This window comes from Streptomyces klenkii (assembly GCF_003626645.1).
GTDB classification, from domain to species: Bacteria; Actinomycetota; Actinomycetes; order Streptomycetales; family Streptomycetaceae; genus Streptomyces; species Streptomyces klenkii.
This window is the reverse complement of record NZ_RBAM01000003.1, coordinates 531752-548177: the sequence shown is the minus strand read 5'-3', so window position 1 is coordinate 548177 and position 16426 is coordinate 531752. Positions and strand designations below refer to the sequence as shown.

General features: G+C 73.7%; 16 protein-coding genes and 1 tRNA gene. 9 read left to right on the top strand and 8 right to left on the bottom strand.

The window, feature by feature from the left end:
* Positions 1-19 precede the first annotated feature (19 nt).
* From D7231_RS09190 to D7231_RS09175, 4 genes are read left to right on the top strand one after another with little or no spacing between them, the layout of a single operon-like run.
* Positions 20-1186: an HpcH/HpaI aldolase/citrate lyase family protein gene (locus D7231_RS09190; RefSeq protein ID WP_120754441.1), complete on the top strand. Its 1167-nt coding sequence runs from the start codon at positions 20-22 to the stop codon at positions 1184-1186.
* On the top strand, positions 1183-3843 hold the full coding sequence (locus D7231_RS09185) for a phosphoribosyltransferase (RefSeq protein ID WP_120754440.1): 2661 nt from the start codon (positions 1183-1185) through the stop codon (positions 3841-3843). The genes D7231_RS09190 and D7231_RS09185 overlap by 4 nt, the downstream gene beginning before the upstream one ends.
* Positions 3840-4643: an HAD family hydrolase gene (locus D7231_RS09180; protein ID WP_120754439.1), complete on the top strand. Its 804-nt coding sequence runs from the start codon at positions 3840-3842 to the stop codon at positions 4641-4643. The genes D7231_RS09185 and D7231_RS09180 overlap by 4 nt, the downstream gene beginning before the upstream one ends.
* A 40-nt stretch (positions 4644-4683) precedes the next feature.
* On the top strand, positions 4684-5349 hold the full coding sequence (locus D7231_RS09175; protein WP_120754438.1) for an O-methyltransferase: 666 nt from the start codon (positions 4684-4686) through the stop codon (positions 5347-5349).
* On the opposite strand, the gene D7231_RS09170 is transcribed toward D7231_RS09175, so the two are convergent.
* From D7231_RS09170 to D7231_RS09160, 3 genes are all read right to left on the bottom strand, one after another.
* Entirely contained in the window at positions 5346-5561 is a 216-nt protein-coding gene (locus D7231_RS09170) for an FmdB family zinc ribbon protein (protein WP_120754437.1), read from the bottom strand. The two genes, D7231_RS09175 and D7231_RS09170, sit on opposite strands and share 4 nt — an antisense overlap.
* Before the next feature lie 292 nt (positions 5562-5853).
* Entirely contained in the window at positions 5854-7254 is a 1401-nt protein-coding gene (locus D7231_RS09165; protein WP_422396688.1) for a coiled-coil domain-containing protein, read from the bottom strand.
* 108 nt (positions 7255-7362) lie between these two features.
* Entirely contained in the window at positions 7363-8133 is a 771-nt protein-coding gene (locus tag D7231_RS09160) for a DUF4097 family beta strand repeat-containing protein (protein WP_120754435.1), read from the bottom strand.
* 191 nt (positions 8134-8324) lie between these two features.
* Here D7231_RS09160 and D7231_RS09155 point away from each other — a divergent pair.
* A tRNA-Val gene (locus D7231_RS09155) sits at positions 8325-8399 on the top strand.
* A gap of 78 nt (positions 8400-8477) precedes the next feature.
* Here D7231_RS09155 and D7231_RS09150 read toward each other — a convergent pair.
* The gene (locus D7231_RS09150) at positions 8478-9437 is read right to left on the bottom strand and encodes a LysR family transcriptional regulator (RefSeq protein ID WP_241999624.1); all 960 of its coding nucleotides are present in this window, start codon (positions 9435-9437) and stop codon (positions 8478-8480) included.
* Positions 9438-9645: 208 nt separating this feature from the next.
* Here D7231_RS09150 and snpA point away from each other — a divergent pair, with 208 nt between their 5' ends.
* Entirely contained in the window at positions 9646-10317 is a 672-nt protein-coding gene (gene snpA, locus D7231_RS09145; protein WP_120754433.1) for a snapalysin, read from the top strand.
* A 133-nt stretch (positions 10318-10450) separates the two neighbouring features.
* Positions 10451-10978, top strand: coding sequence for a DUF1990 family protein (locus tag D7231_RS09140; protein ID WP_120754432.1), 528 nt, complete (start codon positions 10451-10453; stop codon positions 10976-10978).
* Positions 10979-11165: 187 nt separating this feature from the next.
* Here the strand turns inward: D7231_RS09140 and D7231_RS09135 are convergent, their stop codons facing one another.
* The 3 genes from D7231_RS09135 to D7231_RS09125 all read right to left on the bottom strand — a co-directional run bounded on the left by D7231_RS09135 (position 11166) and on the right by D7231_RS09125 (position 13410).
* A complete protein-coding gene (locus tag D7231_RS09135) occupies positions 11166-11789 on the bottom strand; it encodes a DedA family protein (RefSeq protein WP_120754431.1) in 624 nt (207 codons plus the stop codon).
* A gap of 261 nt (positions 11790-12050) precedes the next feature.
* Entirely contained in the window at positions 12051-12533 is a 483-nt protein-coding gene (locus D7231_RS09130) for a DoxX family protein (RefSeq protein ID WP_120754430.1), read from the bottom strand.
* Between the two features lie 208 nt (positions 12534-12741).
* Positions 12742-13410 carry an HNH endonuclease family protein gene (locus D7231_RS09125; RefSeq protein ID WP_120754429.1) on the bottom strand — a complete coding sequence of 223 codons (669 nt, stop codon included), beginning with the start codon at positions 13408-13410 and terminating at the stop codon, positions 12742-12744.
* Positions 13411-13655: 245 nt separating this feature from the next.
* Between D7231_RS09125 and D7231_RS09120 the strand changes: the two genes are divergently transcribed.
* Positions 13656-14486, top strand: a complete 831-nt coding sequence (locus tag D7231_RS09120) for an ABC transporter permease (protein ID WP_120754620.1) — start codon at positions 13656-13658, stop codon at positions 14484-14486.
* A gap of 239 nt (positions 14487-14725) precedes the next feature.
* Positions 14726-15307, top strand: a complete 582-nt coding sequence (locus D7231_RS09115; RefSeq protein ID WP_120754428.1) for a TMEM165/GDT1 family protein — start codon at positions 14726-14728, stop codon at positions 15305-15307.
* Positions 15308-15580: 273 nt separating this feature from the next.
* Here the strand turns inward: D7231_RS09115 and D7231_RS09110 are convergent, their stop codons facing one another.
* Entirely contained in the window at positions 15581-16258 is a 678-nt protein-coding gene (locus tag D7231_RS09110; protein WP_120754427.1) for an HAD-IA family hydrolase, read from the bottom strand.
* Positions 16259-16426 lie beyond the last annotated feature (168 nt).

The window sequence follows — 16426 nt, the reverse complement described above, 5'->3', positions numbered from 1 at the left end:
TGTGGCGACGGGGAGAGTCATGAGGCATTTCGAACACCTTGCACCCTCGGTGCGGAATGGGCTGTTCCACCAGGAGCCGGTCGCCTTCGACGCCGGTTCCAAGGCCCGTACGCTCTCCGTCGCCCTCGGCGCCACGCTCTACGCCCCCGCCACCCGGCCGTCCCTCGCGGCGGACGTCGTCAAACAGGCCGAGCGGGGCGTGGTCTCCATGGTCCTCTGCCTGGAGGACTCCATAGGCGATCACGACGTCGTCGCCGCCGAGGAGAATCTCGTCCGGCAGTTCGCCGAGCTGGACGGCGGCAGCGGGTGCGTGCCGCTGCTCTTCATCCGCGTCCGGCGGCCCGCGCAGATCACCGATCTCGTGCGGCGGCTCGGGCCGGCCGTCCGGCTGCTCTCCGGATTCGTCCTGCCCAAGTTCACCGAGGACCGGGGCGTGCCGTTCCTGGAGGCGCTCACCGAGGCCGAAGCGGAGTGCGGGCAGCGGCTGTTCGCCATGCCCGTCCTCGAATCGCCCGAGCTGCTGCACCTGGAGACGCGGCGCGAAACCCTCGCCGGGATCTCCCGCACAGTCGACAAGTACCGCGAGCGGGTGCTCGCGCTGCGGCTCGGCGTCACCGACTTCTGCTCCGCGTACGGGCTGCGCAGAGCGCCCGACATGACCGCGTACGACGTGCAGCTCGTCGCTTCCGTCATCGCCGACGTGGTGAACGTGCTCGGGCGGGCCGACGGGAGCGGGTTCACCGTCACCGGGCCCGTGTGGGAGTACTTCCGGCAGCACGAGCGGATGTTCAAGCCGCAGCTGCGGCGCACGCCGTTCGCCGGGCCCGCGGAGGAGCTGCGCACCGCGCTCATCGAGCACGACATGGACGGGCTCCTGCGCGAGATCCAGCTCGACCGGGCGAACGGGCTCCAGGGCAAGACGTGCATCCATCCCTCGCACGTCGCCCCCGTCCACGCCCTGTCCGTGGTCAGCCACGAGGAGTTCAGCGACGCGCAGGACATCCTGCGGCCGGAGCGGGACGGCGGCGGAGTGCTGCGGTCCGCCTACACGAACAAGATGAACGAAGTGAAGCCGCACCGGGCCTGGGCCCAGCGGATCATGCTGCGCGCCGAGGTGTTCGGCGTCGCGCGGGAGGACGTGAGCTTTGTGGAGCTGCTGGCGGCGAGTGTTCGGGCGGGCGTGTGAGCGGGCGTGTGAGCGGGGTGTGGACCGGGCAGTGGGTGGCGGACCAGCTTGGTGTTTCGCTGGACGGTGACGGGCGGCTTTCGGAGCTGCTCGGCCTCGCGCTGCGGCGGAATCCCAAGCGGGCGCATCTGCTCGTCTCGAACGTGCTGGGCAAGCACGTGCCGGCGTCTCCGGCGGTCGTGTACGAGGCCGGGGCCGGGCTCGGACGGCGGGTGCGGGAGCTGCTCGGTGACGCGGAGGCGGCTCGGGCCGTCGTTCTCGGGTACGCCGAGACCGCTACGGGGCTGGGTCACGCCGTTGCCGACGGGCTGGGGCTCGCGCCGTACCTGCACTCGACGCGGCGGGCCGTGGCCGGGGTCGCGGCGGTCGGGGGCTTCGAGGAGGAGCACAGCCACGCGACGTCGCACCTGCTGCTGCCGGAGGACCCGGGGTTCTTCGCCGGGGACGGGCCGCTGGTGCTGGTGGACGACGAGTTCTCTACGGGGCGGACAGTTCTGAACACGATTGCTGCTCTGCATGCACGGTTTCCGCGGTCGCGGTACGTGGTGGTGGCGCTCGTGGACATGCGGTCGGCGGAGGACCGGGCTCGCTTGGAGCGGTTCGCGGAGGAGCTGGGGGCGCGGGTGGATCTCGTGGCGCTGGCTTCGGGGGCGGTGCGGCTGCCGGAGGGGGTGCTGGAGCGGGGGCAGGAGCTGGTCGCGGAGTGGGAGCGGCGTGTTGCGGCTCCGCTGCCGGGTGCCGGTGCGTCCGGGGTCCGGGGGCGGGGGCTCCGGGGTGGGGGTCCGGGGCCGTATATTTACGGGCCCGTTGCCGCGAATGTCGAGGGTGCCCCGGTATTGGGCCCACAAATACACGTCAGCGCCCCGGACCCCCACCCCTGCGCCCCCGCCCCCTCCCGCGAGACCGACGTGCGGGCCTCCCGTGTGGACCTCCAGTGGCCGGCCCGTCTGCCTGACGGTGGCCGGCACGGCTTCACGCCCGGGCACCGGGCGCGGCTGGAAGCCGCTCTGCCTGCGATGGCAGCCCATCTCACTCCGGTTGTGGGCAATCGTGCCGCTGGGGCTGGGGGTACCCCCAGCGGTAGCTGGGGGAGGGTGGGCACAACCGCACCCGCAGGTGACAACGGTGATCGCACCCCGCGGCGGATCCTCGTCCTCGGTACCGAGGAGCTGATGTACGCCCCCCTGCGCATCGCGCAGGTACTGGAGACCGCCCTCGGCGACGCGGCGGAGGTCCGTTTCTCGACGACCACCCGGTCACCCGTCCTTCCCGTGGACGACCCGGGCTACGCGATCCGATCGCGGATCACCTTCCCCGCCCACGACAACCCCGCGGACGGCCCCGGCCCCCGCTACGCGTACAACGTCGCCGGCGCCGGCTTCGACACGATCGTCGTGGTCGTCGATTCCCACGGCGACACCGCCGAGCTGCACGCCCCCGGCGGCCTGCTCGACGCGGTCGCCCCGCACGCGGAGCACGTCGTGCTCGCCGTGATTCCCTCCTACGCACCTGAGAGCCCGATGCCCGAACCCCTCCGCGGTCCCGCCTTCTCCTCCTACGACGCCGACGACGTCGGCTGGCTCCTCCAGGACCTGGCGGGCGTCGAGCTGGAGGCGCCCACCGAGGAGCGGGAGGAGGCGATCCAGAGCGGCGGCGCGCACTACGCCGAGTCGCTGCCCGTCGAGTACCAGCCCAGCGAGCGGTACCAGGCCCTCTACGAGGCCGCCCTCGGCGCCTCCGCGGACCGGATGGCCCGGGCCGTCGGCACCGTCACCGAGACCGTGCTCGCCGAGCGGTCCCCCCGGCCCGTCCTCGTCTCGCTGGCCCGGGCCGGGACGCCCGTGGGCGTGCTGATGCGCCGCTGGGCCCGCTACGCGCACGGGCTGGACCTGCCGCACTACGCCGTCTCCATCGTCCGCGGCCGCGGCATCGACCCCGTCGCCCTGCGCTGGCTCGCCGCGCACCACGATCCGGCGGACGTCGTCTTCGTGGACGGCTGGACCGGCAAGGGCGCCATCACCCGCGAACTGGCCGCGGCGCTGGAGGACTTCCCCGGCTTCGACCCGCGCATCGCCGTGCTCGCCGACCCCGGGCACTGCGTGGAGACCTACGGCACCCGGGACGACTTCCTCATCCCGTCCGCCTGTCTCAACTCCACCGTCTCCGGGCTCGTCTCCCGGACCGTGCTGCGGGCCGACCTGGTCGGGCCGCACGACTTCCACGGCGCGAAGTTCTACCGCGAGCTGGCCGGTGCCGACGTGTCCCGCGCCTTCATCGACGCCGTCACCGCCCGCTTCGACGAGGTGGCGGCGGACGTGCGGCGCGACGCCAAGGAGCTCGCCGGCGCCGACCGCACGCCCACGTGGGCCGGCTGGGACGCCGTCGAGCGGATCAGCGAGGAGTACGGCATCCACGACGTCAACCTCGTCAAGCCGGGCGTGGGCGAGACCACCCGCGTGCTGCTGCGCCGCGTCCCCTGGAAGATCCTCGCCCAGCGCGGGGCCGGGGCGGACCTGGACCACGTACGCCTGCTGGCCGAGCAGCGCGGGGTGCCCGTCGAGGACGTGGACGGCCTGCCGTACAGCTGCGTCGGCCTCATCCACCCCCGCTACACGCGCGGCGCGACCGGCGCCGACGGCAAGGCGGTCGCGAAGTGACCCTCCTCGTCGCCAGTGACCTCGACCGCACGCTCATCTACTCCGCCGCGGCTCTCGGGCTCGCCGGGCCCGACGCCCAGGCACCCCGGCTGCTGTGCGTCGAGGTCTACGACCGCAAGCCGCTCTCGTACATGACCGAGACGGCCGCCGCCACGTTCGCCGCGCTGGCCGCCGCCGTGCCCGTCGTGCCGACGACCACCCGGACGCGCGAGCAGTACGGGCGGATACGGCTGCCCGGCCCCCCGCCCGCGTACGCGATCTGCGCCAACGGCGGCGAGCTCCTCGTGCACGGCGAGTCCGACCGTTCCTGGCGGGCCGGCGTGGAGCGGCGGATCGCCGCCGGGTGCGCGCCGCTCGCCGAGGTGCGCGAGCACCTCGTACGGGCCTCCGACCCGGCGTGGCTGCTGAAGGAGCGCACCGCCGAGGACCTCTTCGCCTACCTCGTCGTGGAGCGGGCGAAGCTGCCCGACGGGTGGGTCGCGGAGCTCGCCGAGTGGGCCGGCGCCCGCGGCTGGAGCGTGTCCCTGCAAGGGCGCAAGCTCTACGCCGTGCCGCGCCCGCTCACCAAGAGCGCCGCGGCCGAGGAGGTCGCCCGCCGCGCCGGCGCCTCCGAGGTGCTCGCCGCCGGCGACTCGCTCCTCGACGCCGACCTCCTGCTGGCCGCCGGGCGCGGCTGGCGGCCCGGCCACGGCGAGCTCGCCGACACCGGCTGGTCCGCCCCGCACGTCACCGCCCTGGAGACACGGGGCGTGGCCGCGGGCGAGGAGATCCTGCGGGCTTTCGCGGACGCGGCGGCGTAGGCTCGGCCGCACCCTTGCGCACGAGTCGAGGAGGACCTCCGTGACAGAGTTCAAAGGCACCGCACTCACACCCGAGTTGTACGCGTACGTGCTCGCTCACAACCCTCCGCTCGACCCCGTGCAGCGCGGCCTGGTCGAGACCACCCAGCGGGCCCTCCCCGCACACGCCGTCAAGCAGATCGCCGAGGAACAGGTGCCGCTCATGGCGTTCCTCGTACGGCTGACGGGCGCCCGGCACGTCGTGGAGGTCGGCACGTTCACCGGCCTGTCCGCGCTCGCCATGGCGCAGGCGCTGCCCGAGGGCGGCAGACTCATCGCCCTGGACGTCTCCGAGGAGTGGACGGCCTACGCGCGGCAGGCGTGGGAGCGGGCCGGCATCGACGGCCGGATCGACCTGCGGATCGCGCCCGCCCTGGACTCCCTGCGGGCCATGCCCGCCGAGCCCCACATCGACCTGGCGTTCCTCGACGCCGACAAGGACAACTACATCAACTACTGGGAGGAGCTCGTCCCGCGGCTGCGCCCGGGCGGGCTGATCGTCGCCGACAACACCCTGATGATGGGCTCGGTCCTCGACCCGGAGAACCACCCCATGGGCGCCCACGTGCGGGAGTTCAACACGCACGTGGCGGCGGACAAGCGCATGGAGTCGGTGATGCTGACGGTGGCGGACGGCCTGACGCTGGCGCGCCGAGCGGACCGCTAGGCGCAGCAGCCGCCCCCGCAGCAGCCTCCGCCGCCCCCGCCCTGCGGCGCCGGGGCGGCGGAGGAGCCGCCCGTGACGGCGACGGCGGACAGCAGCTTCACCGTGTCCTCGTGCCCCGCGGGACAGGCCGCGGGCGCGGACGACTCGGCCATGGGCCGCGACAGCTCGAAGGTGTCCCCACAGGAACGGCAGCGGTACTCGTAACGAGGCATGCGGGCAGCATAACGGCGGCGCCTGGTGCGTACCGGGGGGTGCGGCTTCCGCTTGCGGGCATGCCCACCCGCGCCGGCCCAGCGGGACGTTCCGGCGGGAGGTGGCGGGGGCGCAGGGGTGGGGGTCCGGGGCGCTGACGTGTATTTGTGGCGCCAAGTGCGGGGCAAGAACACGCAGAGGGGAAGGGCGCCGTAAATATACGGCCCCGGACCCCCACCCCGGAGCCCCCGCCACCGGCACCCCCACCGCACCGGCCCGCACCCGAACCGGCCCGCACCCGAACCGCACCCGCTACCGGCCCCGCTCCCCCCGGATCTCCTGAACCACCCGGGCCACAGCACCCCGCACCGCCTCCGTCTCCGTGAGGAAGTGCCACCAGTCCGGATGCCGCCCCTCCAGCCCCGCCACCGCCCGGTCCAGCCGCTCCACCGCCGCGTCCAGCGGCCCCGCGTGCCGCGGGTCGGGCGTGCTGCGCCCGGCCATGGCGAGCCGCTGCGCGTCCCGGATCGCGAAGCGCGTCCGCTCGACCTCCCGCTCGTGGTCGAAGGAGACCTCGTCCAGCCGCCGCAGCCGGTCCCCCGCGGCGGAGACGGACTCGTCCGTCGTGCTCAGCACGGCACGCACCGTCGACAGCAGGGCCAGCGCGTCCGGCCACCGCTGCTCGTCCCGCGCCCGCCGCGCCTCGGCGAGCTTCTCCTCCGCCTGCGCGACGGCCCGCGACGCTTCGTCCGGCACCTGCTGGAGGTCCTGCCAGCAGGCGGCGCTGTAGCGGCGGCGCAGCTCGCTCAGGACGGGCGCGACGCCGCCCGCGCGGGTGGTCAGGGCCTGTGCCCGCGTCCGCAGGGACACCAGCCGCTTGTCGATCTCGGCGACCTTGGCCGGGAGCGCCTCGGCCTCGGCCCGTACGGCCCCGGCCTCCTGGAGGAGCCGCTCCGCGCGCCGGAGCGTGTCCGGGACGCCGTGCTGCCCGGCGCCCTGGTTGAGCTTGGTGAGCTCGGGGGAGAGCGCCGCGAGCCGCGCGGCGAGGTCGTCGGCGCGCAGGCCCGCGTCCCGTACGGCGTCGAGCGCGACCGTGGCGGCGAGGAGGCCCTGGCGGGCGCGCTCGACGGCGGGCGCGAGCCGGGACAGCTGCTCTTCGGCGGTGTGCAGGAGGGGGCCGAGGCCCTGCCCGAACCGCTCCAGGTCGGCCTTGGCGCGCAGCAGCTCGTCCTTGGCCTTGGTGAGGTCCGTGCGGGCGCGGGCGGCGGCGCCGGCGTCGAGGTCCTCGCGGTCGAGGTCGTGGGAGTCGACGGCGGAGATGTAGGCGTGGGAGACCTCGTCGATGCGCCGGCCGAAGGCCGCGAAGTCGTCGGCGGCCTTGCGGGCGGCGGGCGAGGAGTCGACCGCGGTGATCGTCTCGATGGAGATCCGCAGCTCGCGCTGGGCGGTGTCGAGCTCGTAGAAGGCGGCCGCGGCGGCGTCCTTCGCGGCCTGGGCGTCCGCCCGCCGGCCCTCGTCGCGGCCCCATCCCCAGCGGCGGGTGCCGCCGCCGGCGAAGGCGGCGGGCGCGGCGGCGACGGCCGCGGCGAGCAGGGGGAGCGGCAGGAGGGCGAGGGCGAGGACGTCCCGGGCGGCGGAGGCCGTGCCGCGGGCCCCCGCAGCCCGGAAACGGCGGCGCGCCGGTCGTGCGGACTGTGCGAAGGTCGCCGTCACTTGCCCTCTCCCGATGGATCGCCCCTGGCCGGATGCCATTCTCCCACCCGGTAAGGACGAACACACGGGACGGTTAGTTCACCCGTCAGCTCACCGCCGGCTCACACGTCAGCCCGCGAGGCGGATCTTCACCTCGCCGTTGTTGCTGTGGGCGGAGACGACGTGCGCGCTGCTGTCGTCGCGCGGCACGTCCACGCGCACCTTGCCGTTGTTGCTGCGGCCCTCGGCCTTGTACGTGGCGCGGGGCAGGTCGACGGTGATGCTGCCGTTGTCGCTGCCGGCCTCGACCCGGTCCGGCACCCGGCCGAAGGCGAGCCGTACGGCCCCGTTGTCCGTGTCGGCCTTCACTTGGCGGGAGGTGACGCCGGCGGTGGTCACGGTGCCGTTGGAGCTGTGCAGGCCGAGGGAGCCGCTGCTGTCCTCGACGCGGACGGCGCCGTTGCCGGAGCGGATGCCGAGGTCGGTGTCGAAGCCGCGGGCCTTGACCTCGCCGTTGTCGTTCTTGACGGTCACCTTCACGCCGCGCGGCACCTCGATCTTGTGCCGGGCCTCGCAGTCGACGCTCAGCCCGGTGCAGTGCTCCTTGAGCTTGAGCACGGAGCCGTCCAGCTTCCAGGTCACCTTCGCCGTCCCGCCCAGGGTCCACCCGGAGAACCAGCGCGTGACCTGCACGTCCTTGACGTCGGCGGGCACCAGCTCCAGCGCCGAGTTGTCGGACTCGACGGTCAGCTCCTTCCCGGCCAGCGCGAACGCCTTGTGCTCCGGCTTCGCGTCGTCCGCGTCGGCGCTCCCGCACCCGGTCAGCACGGCTCCGGCGGCGAGCACCCCGGCCGTGACGATCGAGACGCGGGCTGCGGCGGAACGGGTGCGGGGCTTCATCAGGACTCCGGTGAGGCAGATCGGCGAGGTGCGGCGAGGCGCTGCGGACCGCATCAGCGTAGAAGTGGATCAAGGTGGAGGGCGATGAAGCCCGCTACCGGATCGGAGGTGGGGATAACCCCCGCACGAGCGGCCCGGCCCCGCGTTTGCGGGGACCCGGGCAGGTCGATGTAGGCTGTCACCTCGTGCCAGGGCGCATAGCTCAGCGGTAGAGCGCTGCTCTTACAAAGCAGATGTCGGCGGTTCGAATCCGTCTGTGCCCACCATGTCAGGCCAGGAGCCCCGTACCAAGATCGGTACGGGGCTCTTGTGCTGCCGGGCGGGAGCCCGGAGGGCCGGGGGTGTCACGCGTGGGGTGGCATTCCGCCGTTTCTGTGGAGCCAGGACCGGTACGTCGGGTTGGCGTAGGCCAGGGAGCGGTAGGCGTCGGCCAAGTCGTGGAAGAGGGAGTCGAGTTCCTGGGTCGTGAGCGCGCCCGGGCGGGTGGCCAGGGAGAGTTCGACGGTCAGGGGGTCGCCGTAGAGGGGGCGGAGCACCGTTCCCGGGCCGGCCTCCGCGGTGGGCTGGCAGGCCCGTACCGCCTCGCCGGAGGCGACGAGGTCCGCGGCCGTGGTGGTGTCGCGCACGTGGACCAGGCGCGGGTCGATGCCGGCCGTGGTGAAGGCCCGCTGGAGGGCCGACCACTCGTGGTCGGCGGCCGGGTCCACGATCCAGGCGTCGTCGGCGAGTTCGGCGATGCCCACCACGGGGTGCGCGGCCGCCGGGTGCGTGACGGACAGGGCGACGAACCGCGGCTCCCGGGTCATGAGGACCCGCTGTCCGACGCCCGGCGGTACGAGGAGGGGGAAGCCCTCGGTCTCGTGGACGAAGGCGACGTCGAGCTGGTTGGTCGCCAGCAGTTGCAGCAACGTTCCCGCGGAGACCTCTATGTGGATGGCGACGTCCGTGTCGGGCAGCCGGGCGTGGAGCCGCCGCAGCCAGCCCGTGACCACGCGCCCGCCGAGGCTGCCGACGCGCAGCCGGGCCCCGCCCGCGCCCGCGGCGGCGTCGCGGGCGGCCGCCATCAGCGCGCTCATCTCGGCGATGATGGGCCGGGCCCGGGAGAGCACGGAGTGCCCCAGCGGCGTGGGGCGGCTGCCCGTCTGGCCGCGGGTGAACAGCAGGCCCCCGACGGCGCCTTCGATGCGGCGGAGCTGCGTGGTGAGCGAGGGCTGGGTCATGCCCAGTTGCAGCGCGGCCTTCCGCACACTTCCCGCATCCGCTATGGCGCAAAGCGCGCGGAGGTGCCTGACCTCGAGCTCCACGGGGGGAGCATAACTGTGCCCCGCAGGCAACACCAGGCACATGGCGGGGCAGGGTAGGTGATTGGCTGGTGTTATGGCCAGTTGGCATCATCCGTACCGCTGATAACTCGTCACAGACTCTCGGGGACCAGCAGTTCACCCGATGGACATCCGCCCGGCACACCCACCGCCCGGCGCGGACGTCCTCGGCACGAATGGAGTCCCCCACATGAAACGCTCCACGATGGTGCTGTCCGCGGCGATCGGCCTCGGGCTCACGGCGGCCATGACGGCGGTTCCCGCCTCCGCCGCCTCCGCTCCGGCCGCCACGGGATCGCAGACCGTGCAGTCCTCGTACGCCGGCTCGGCGGCCGAAGAAGCGGGCAACAAGGCCTTCTTCGACGCCGTGATGAAGTCGGCGCAGGCCAAGGCCGCGAAGTCGCCGGGTCTGCGGGCCGTCACGGTCACCTACGACGCCAGCAGAGCGCCCAGCTTCGCCTCCCAGATAGCCGCCAGCGCGCAGATCTGGAACAGCTCCGTGCGCAACGTCCAGCTGCGTGCGGGCAGCAACGCCGACTTCAGCTACTACGAGGGCAACGACTCCCGCGGCTCCTACGCGAGCACCGACGGCCACGGGCGCGGCTACATCTTCCTCGACTACAGCCAGAACCAGCAGTACAACTCCACCCGCGTCACCGCGCACGAGACCGGGCACGTGCTCGGCCTGCCGGACCACTACTCCGGTCCGTGCAGCGAGCTGATGTCCGGTGGCGGCCCCGGCACGTCGTGTCAGAACACCCGCCCCAACAGCGCCGAGAGCAGCCGGGTCAACCAGCTGTGGGCCAACGGCCTGTCGGCCTTCAAGAAGGACGACAAGGGAGTGTTCACCACGGTTCGATGAGCCCTGGGGTTCGGTGAGTCCTCGGGCTCACTGAGCAGGGTCCTGCTCGTCCGGCGGCCCGGTTCCCTCGTGGAGCCGGGCCGCCGCCCGTCTCCACCCGTCTCCGCGCGCGCCGCGCCGCATACTGGAACCGATGACACACGTGCCCCCTGGCCTCACCTATCCGGAGGCCGGCGCCACCGCGCGGCGCCCGCTGCCGGCCGGCTACCACCATCTCTACGAGGTCGGGTACCTCGGCCGCGGCCGGCCCGTCTTCGACGCCGCGGCCGAGGCGGTCCTCTCCTGGCGCATGCACCGCGCCGCCGGCATCCGCGTCCCCGCGGGGACCCTCCCGGCCGCGCCGGGCGTCACCGTCGACGTCTCCCTCGGCCTCGGCCCGCTGCGCGCCTCCGGGACGTGCGCGGTCGTCTGGACCGTACGGGAGGAGCGCCGCGCGGGCTTCGCCTACGGCACGCTGCCGGGCCATCCGGAGTGCGGGGAGGAGTCCTTCGTCGTCACCCTCGACGGGGCGGAGGACGTGCGCCTGGCCGTGACGGCGTTCAGCCGCCCGGCGCGCTGGTACACCAGAGCCGCGGGGCCGCTGGTGCCGGCCTTCCAGCGGAGGTACGCGCGGTACTGTGCGCGCGTCCTGCGCGCGGAGGTCGCCCGCCGGGCGCTGTAGCGGGAACGGGGTGTTGGTCCGTACCAATGGTCGTGCGGGTGCGGTGCTCTCCGCTCATCGGTCACCGACCGGACGTACGGTCGTTGCGGTAACGGCCGCTACGGAAGATGCGGGTGGGTGGCGTCCAGGAGGCCGCCCCGGTCGGCGGAACGTCCGGGCATCGCACCCGGCGCGAGCCGGCCCCGCGCTACGCCTCTCGCGGCCGCTTGACCACGTACGCCGCCCCCGCCCCCGCCGCGAACAGGGCGAAGAAGGAGACGGCCGTGCCGATCCAGCCGGCGCCGAGCCACTGGCCGCCGAAGTAGCCCAGGCTCACGCTGTACGCGGCCCAGGTCAGACCGGCCAGGGCGGACCAGGGGAGGAATTCGGCCACCCGGCGGTGCATCACGCCCGCGCCGAGGCTGACCACGGAGCGGCCGGCGGGCGCGAAGCGGGCGACGACCACCAGGGGGCCGCCGCCGCGCAGCAGCGCCGTGCCGAGCTTCTCCTGGGCGGCGGTCAGCCGCCGCGAGCGGGCGATGGCCCGGTCGAAGCGGTCGCCGCCGCGCCAGGCGAGCCGGTAGGCGACCATGTCGCCGAGGACGGACGCGGTCGCGGCGCACATGACCAGCGCGAACATCTGCGGGAAGCCGGCGTGGCCGCGGGCGGCGTCACCGACCGCGTCGGCCGCGGTGCCCGCGGCGGCGGTCGCCGCGGTGATCACCAGGACCCCGCTGGGAAGCACGGGGAGGAAGACGTCCAGGAGTACGGAGATGCTGACGATCACGTAGATCCATGGGGTGTCGGCCAACGCCCCCAACTGCTCCAGCACGTCCTGATCTCCCGGTACGGTCCCCCGCCGCGACGTCGCAGGGGAGCGGCAGGGGCGGCCTTCACAACCGCACAGCGTACGCCTGGGGCGCGTGTGACGTGTGCGTGGGGGTGGTGAAAATGGCGCAGATCACCCGTGGCGGAATCGGATCACCTGTGGGAAGGGGATCGCGCGAGGCGGGAGTGGATCACCCGCGGCGGGCGGAGACGACCCGCGGCAGGCGGAGACCACCGGCGACGGCCGCGGACCGCCCGGCGCGGATCACTTGCGGCGGGAGAAGAGCCGGTCGAGGGAGAGCGCGCCCGGGCCCGTGAAGACGAGCAGCAGGAAGGCCCACGCGAACATCGCGGACGACTCGCCGCCGTTCTGGATCGGCCACAGCGCCATGCTCTGGTGCACGTCGAAGTACGCGTACGCCATGGAGCCGGAGGCGATGAAGGCCGCGCTGCGGGTGCCCGCGCCGAGCAGCACGAGCACGCCGGCGACGAGCTGGATGACGGCCGCGTACCAGCCGGGCCAGGTGCCGGCGGCGATGGTGCCGCCGTTGCTGCCGGCCGCGCCGCCGAGCACGCCGAAGAGGGAGGCGGCGCCGTGGCAGGCGAAGAGCAGGCCGACCACGATCCGGAAGGCGGACAGGGCGTACGGGCGGACCGCGTCCAGGCGCTCCGTGAGGGAGGGGGCCTGGGCGGCGCCGGCTCTCGTGGGGGCCGCGGGGGAGGCGGTGGTGGTGGGCGTGGGGGGCATGACGGGGCTCCTCGTATCGGGGACAGGAACGATGAAGTGCCCCCAGGTTAGGTACCCCTTATCGATACTTGCAAGTTCAAGAACCGATGGGCCGACTTTGTCACACGCCCGCAATACGGGAATGCGGCGGGGCGGGCCGGATGTGTGATCCGGCCCGCCCCAGTCGCTCTGTTCCCGCTGTTCAGCCCTGCTGCTCAGCTCTGCCGCGTCAGCAGCCGTTCAGGACGGCCGTCAGCTTCTCCTTCTCCGCGGAGTCGGTGGTCAGCTTGTAGTAGTGCTTGACCGTGACCCACATGCGCGCGTACGTGCACGCGTAGGAGTTCAGCGGCGGCATCCACTGCGCCGGGTCCTTGTCGCCCTTCGCCTGGTTCACGCGGTCGGTCACGGCGATCAGCTGCGGCCGGGTGAGGTCGTTGGCGAAGGCCTGGCGCTGCGCGGTGGTCCAGGTGTTGGCGCCCGAGCGCCAGGCCTGGGCCAGCGGCACTATGTGGTCGATGTCGATGTCCTGGGCGTCGTGCCAGGTCGCGCCGTCGTACGGGGAGACCCAGGTGCCCGAGACCGCGGCGCACTTGGCGTCCTGCTGGACGTTCTCGCCGTCGCGCTTGAGGACGACCTCGCGGGTGTTGCACTCCCCCTGCTGGTTGCTCCAGTGGGGGAATTTCGCACGGCTGTAGCCGTCCATGGAGCCCTCGGGGGCGACCTTCAGCTCCGCGAGGTAGCCGCGCACGGTGGCGGCGTCCGGCGGGGTGGGCGGGGCGGCGTGGGCCGTGCCGCCGCCCAGGACGAGCGAGCCGACGAGGGCCGCGAGGCCGCTCGCCGCGGCGGTGCGACGCGCGTAGAGGCTGCGCGCGGTCGGGCGGGTGCGCATGGCGGGCATGTGAACTCCCTGTTGAGTGGGGGGTCTTCGGCCGTCGGGAACGGCCAGGATCGTGGCGTCCGGTGTCCGGGGGGTGGTCGCCAGGTAACAGGGTGACGACGCGGTCATGACAAGGCAAGGGTCAATTCGCGTGACGTTCGCCCCGATCGGCGCAGCGTGCCGCCCATTTCCTGACACGCCGCCATGCGACCGCCGGTAACCGGCCGTTCGGCACCTCTAGGGTGGGCCGCGTGCTCGCCGCCGCAGTGCTGCTGCCCGTCGGCACCACCCTCGCCGTGGTGCTCGCCGTCCTCCTCGCCGCCGCCGTGGCGATCGCCGCGGCCGCCCGCCTCGCCGACGCGCGCGGCCGCGGCTGGGCGCGCCCCGTCGCGGTCGCCGGGGTGCGCGCCGCCGTCCAACTCGCCGCGGTCTCTGCGCTGATCGGCTGGGTGGTGCGGGCCCTGCCGCTGCTGCTGTGCTTCGTCGCCCTGATGTACGCCGTGGCCGTACGGACCGCCGGGCGCCGGATCACCGGCAACCGCACGTGGTGGTGGGCGGCCCTGCCCATCGGCGCGGGCGTGCTGCCGGTCCTCGTGCTGTTGCTGCTCACCGGCCTCGTACCGGTCGACGGCATCGCGCTCGTCCCCGTCGCGGGCATCCTCATCGGCGGCGGCCTGACCGCGACGGTCCTGGCGGGCCGGCGCGCCCTGGACGAGCTCCACACGCGCCACGGGGAGGTGGAGGCGGGCCTGGCGCTCGGCCTGCCCGACCGCGACGCCCGGCTGGAGATCGCCCGCCCGGCCGCGTCCGACGCCCTCCTGCCGGGGCTCGACCAGACCCGCACGGTGGGGCTCGTCACACTTCCGGGAGCGTTCGTCGGCATGCTGCTGGGCGGGGCGTCGCCGCTGCCGGCCGCCGCGGTGCAGCTGTTCGTGCTGGTCGCGCTGATGGCGGTGCAGGTGGTGGCGGTCGCGGTGGTGCTGGAGCTGGTGGCGCGGGGGCGGCTGCACCGAGCGGACGGCGACGGGGGAGGGAAGCGGCCGACGGACGGCGGCGGGAGAAGGAAGCGGCGGGCGGACGGCGGCGGAGGGGGGTAGCGGCGGGCGTCGCGTACCCTGGGGGGAGCAGAAGGGGAGTAGCTCTTCGCCGGACCGTCGACATACTGCCGAGCTCGCCTCGGCCGGCGCCCGGAGGCCGCCCGTCCCGTACGGGCCGGCCAGCGAGACCTTCGGCCGCAGTGTCCATGACGCTGCCGTGCCGAAGCGACCCCTGAAACGTGCGGAACGTCCAGGTCCCCTCGGTGCGGCAGCACCCGACCGACTGAGGGATTGCCCACGTGTTCAGCTTCACCGTCGCCGCCCTGGCCTTCGGCGTCGTCTTCCTCGCCGAACTGCCCGACAAGACCGCCCTGGCCGGCCTCATGCTCGGCACCCGCTACCGCGCGAGCTACGTCTTCGCCGGTGTCGCCGCGGCCTTCGCCGTGCACGTCGCGCTCGCCATCGCCGCCGGGAGCGTCCTGTCGCTCCTGCCGCACCGCCTCGTCCAGTGCGTCGTCGGCCTGCTCTTCCTGGCGGGCGCGGCCATGCTCCTCTTCAAGAAGGACGAGGACGACGAGGAAGTGAAGAAGCCCGCCGACCAGTCCTTCTGGAAGGTCTCCGGGGCGGGCTTCATGCTGATCCTCGTCGCCGAGTTCGGCGACCTCACGCAGATCATGACCGCCAACCTCGCCGCCCGCTACGACGACCCGCTCTCGGTGGGCCTCGGCGCGGTGCTGGCCCTGTGGGCCGTCGCGGGCCTGGGCATCGTGGGCGGGCGCACGCTGATGAAGTACGTCCCGCTGAGTCTCGTCACGAAGGTGGCGGCCGTGGTGATGCTGGGCATGGCGGGCTTCAGCCTGTACGAGGCCGTCGCGGGCTGACGCCGGTCGCGCGCGTGCCCGCTGCCTCGCCGCTCCTAGTGCCCGGCGTGTTCCCGGCGCCCGGCGTGTCCGCCCGGCGCCGTGCGGCGCTGCTGCGACGATGCCGGGCGGGCAGGCTTGCGATCCCCGTGAGCCCGGGCGGAGGGTGCCTGCCGCGGCAGGGGGAGGGCGGGCCGGCCGCCGTCAGCTTCCGGCGTGCGGGGCGGTGGCGCATCGGGCTTCGAAGCGCGGGACGCTGCCGCGCCGGCTTCCGATGCGCAGGGCGCTGCCGCGTCAGGCTTCCACGCGCAGGACGATGCCGCCGTCCTCCGACGGCTCGACCCGTATCCGCGTCAGGTCCGCCACCGCCACGTCCGGCCCGTGGGCGGCCGCGCGCGGGCCGACGCCCACGACGCGCATGCCCGCCGCCCGGCCGGCGGCGATGCCCGCCTCCGAGTCCTCGAAGACGATGCAGTCGGCGGGGCCGAAGCCGAGCGCGGCGGCGCCCTTGAGGAAGCCCTCCGGGTCCGGCTTGCTCGCGCCGACGGACTCCGCGGTCACGCGGACCTCCGGCATGGGCAGGCCCGCCGCGCCCATGCGGGCCTCGGCCAGGGCGCGGTCCGCGGAGGTGACCAGGGCGTGGGGGAGGGCGGCGAGGGCCGCCATGAAGGCGGGGGCGCCGGCGACCGGCACGACGCCGTCGACGTCGGCGGTCTCGGCCGCGAGCATCCGGCGGTTGTCGGCGTGGTTCTGCTCCATCGGGCGGTCCGGGAGCAGCACGGCCATCGTGGCGTAGCCCTGGCGGCCGTGGACGACCTTCATCACCGCGTCGCCGTCGAGCCCCTGCTCGGCGGCCCAGCCGCGCCAGCAGCGCTCGACGACGGCGTCGGAGTTGACGATGGTCCCGTCCATGTCCAGGAGCAGGGCGCGGGCGGTCAGCGTGGTCGTGGCGGCGGGGGCGTTGGCCTGCATCGGCGGACTCCAGAGCGCGCGGGAGGGAGACAAGCGGTCCCGCCCGCCGGTCAGGGAATACGGGCGGAACCACTTTGTTTCCCCACGATACAAAAAGTCGGGCCTTTTACGCCAACGGGCTCCCTCCGGACAGCGGCCCACGGCCCCGGACCCATGGCTCCCGCGGCC

What these genes read in the sequence shown, in the direction of transcription:
- D7231_RS09125 (WP_120754429.1), bottom strand. Translation starts at nt 13,410, where the DNA reads ATGCCCGCCATGCGCACCCGCCCGACCGCGCGCAGCCTCTACGCGCGT.
- D7231_RS09170 (WP_120754437.1), bottom strand. Translation starts at nt 5,561, where the DNA reads ATGCCTCGTTACGAGTACCGCTGCCGTTCCTGTGGGGACACCTTCGAG.
- D7231_RS09190 (WP_120754441.1), top strand. Translation starts at nt 20, where the DNA reads ATGAGGCATTTCGAACACCTTGCACCCTCGGTGCGGAATGGGCTGTTC.
- D7231_RS09130 (WP_120754430.1), bottom strand. Translation starts at nt 12,533, where the DNA reads ATGCCCCCCACGCCCACCACCACCGCCTCCCCCGCGGCCCCCACGAGA.
- D7231_RS09160 (WP_120754435.1), bottom strand. Translation starts at nt 8,133, where the DNA reads ATGAAGCCCCGCACCCGTTCCGCCGCAGCCCGCGTCTCGATCGTCACG.
- snpA (WP_120754433.1), top strand. Translation starts at nt 9,646, where the DNA reads ATGAAACGCTCCACGATGGTGCTGTCCGCGGCGATCGGCCTCGGGCTC.
- D7231_RS09140 (WP_120754432.1), top strand. Translation starts at nt 10,451, where the DNA reads ATGACACACGTGCCCCCTGGCCTCACCTATCCGGAGGCCGGCGCCACC.
- D7231_RS09110 (WP_120754427.1), bottom strand. Translation starts at nt 16,258, where the DNA reads ATGCAGGCCAACGCCCCCGCCGCCACGACCACGCTGACCGCCCGCGCC.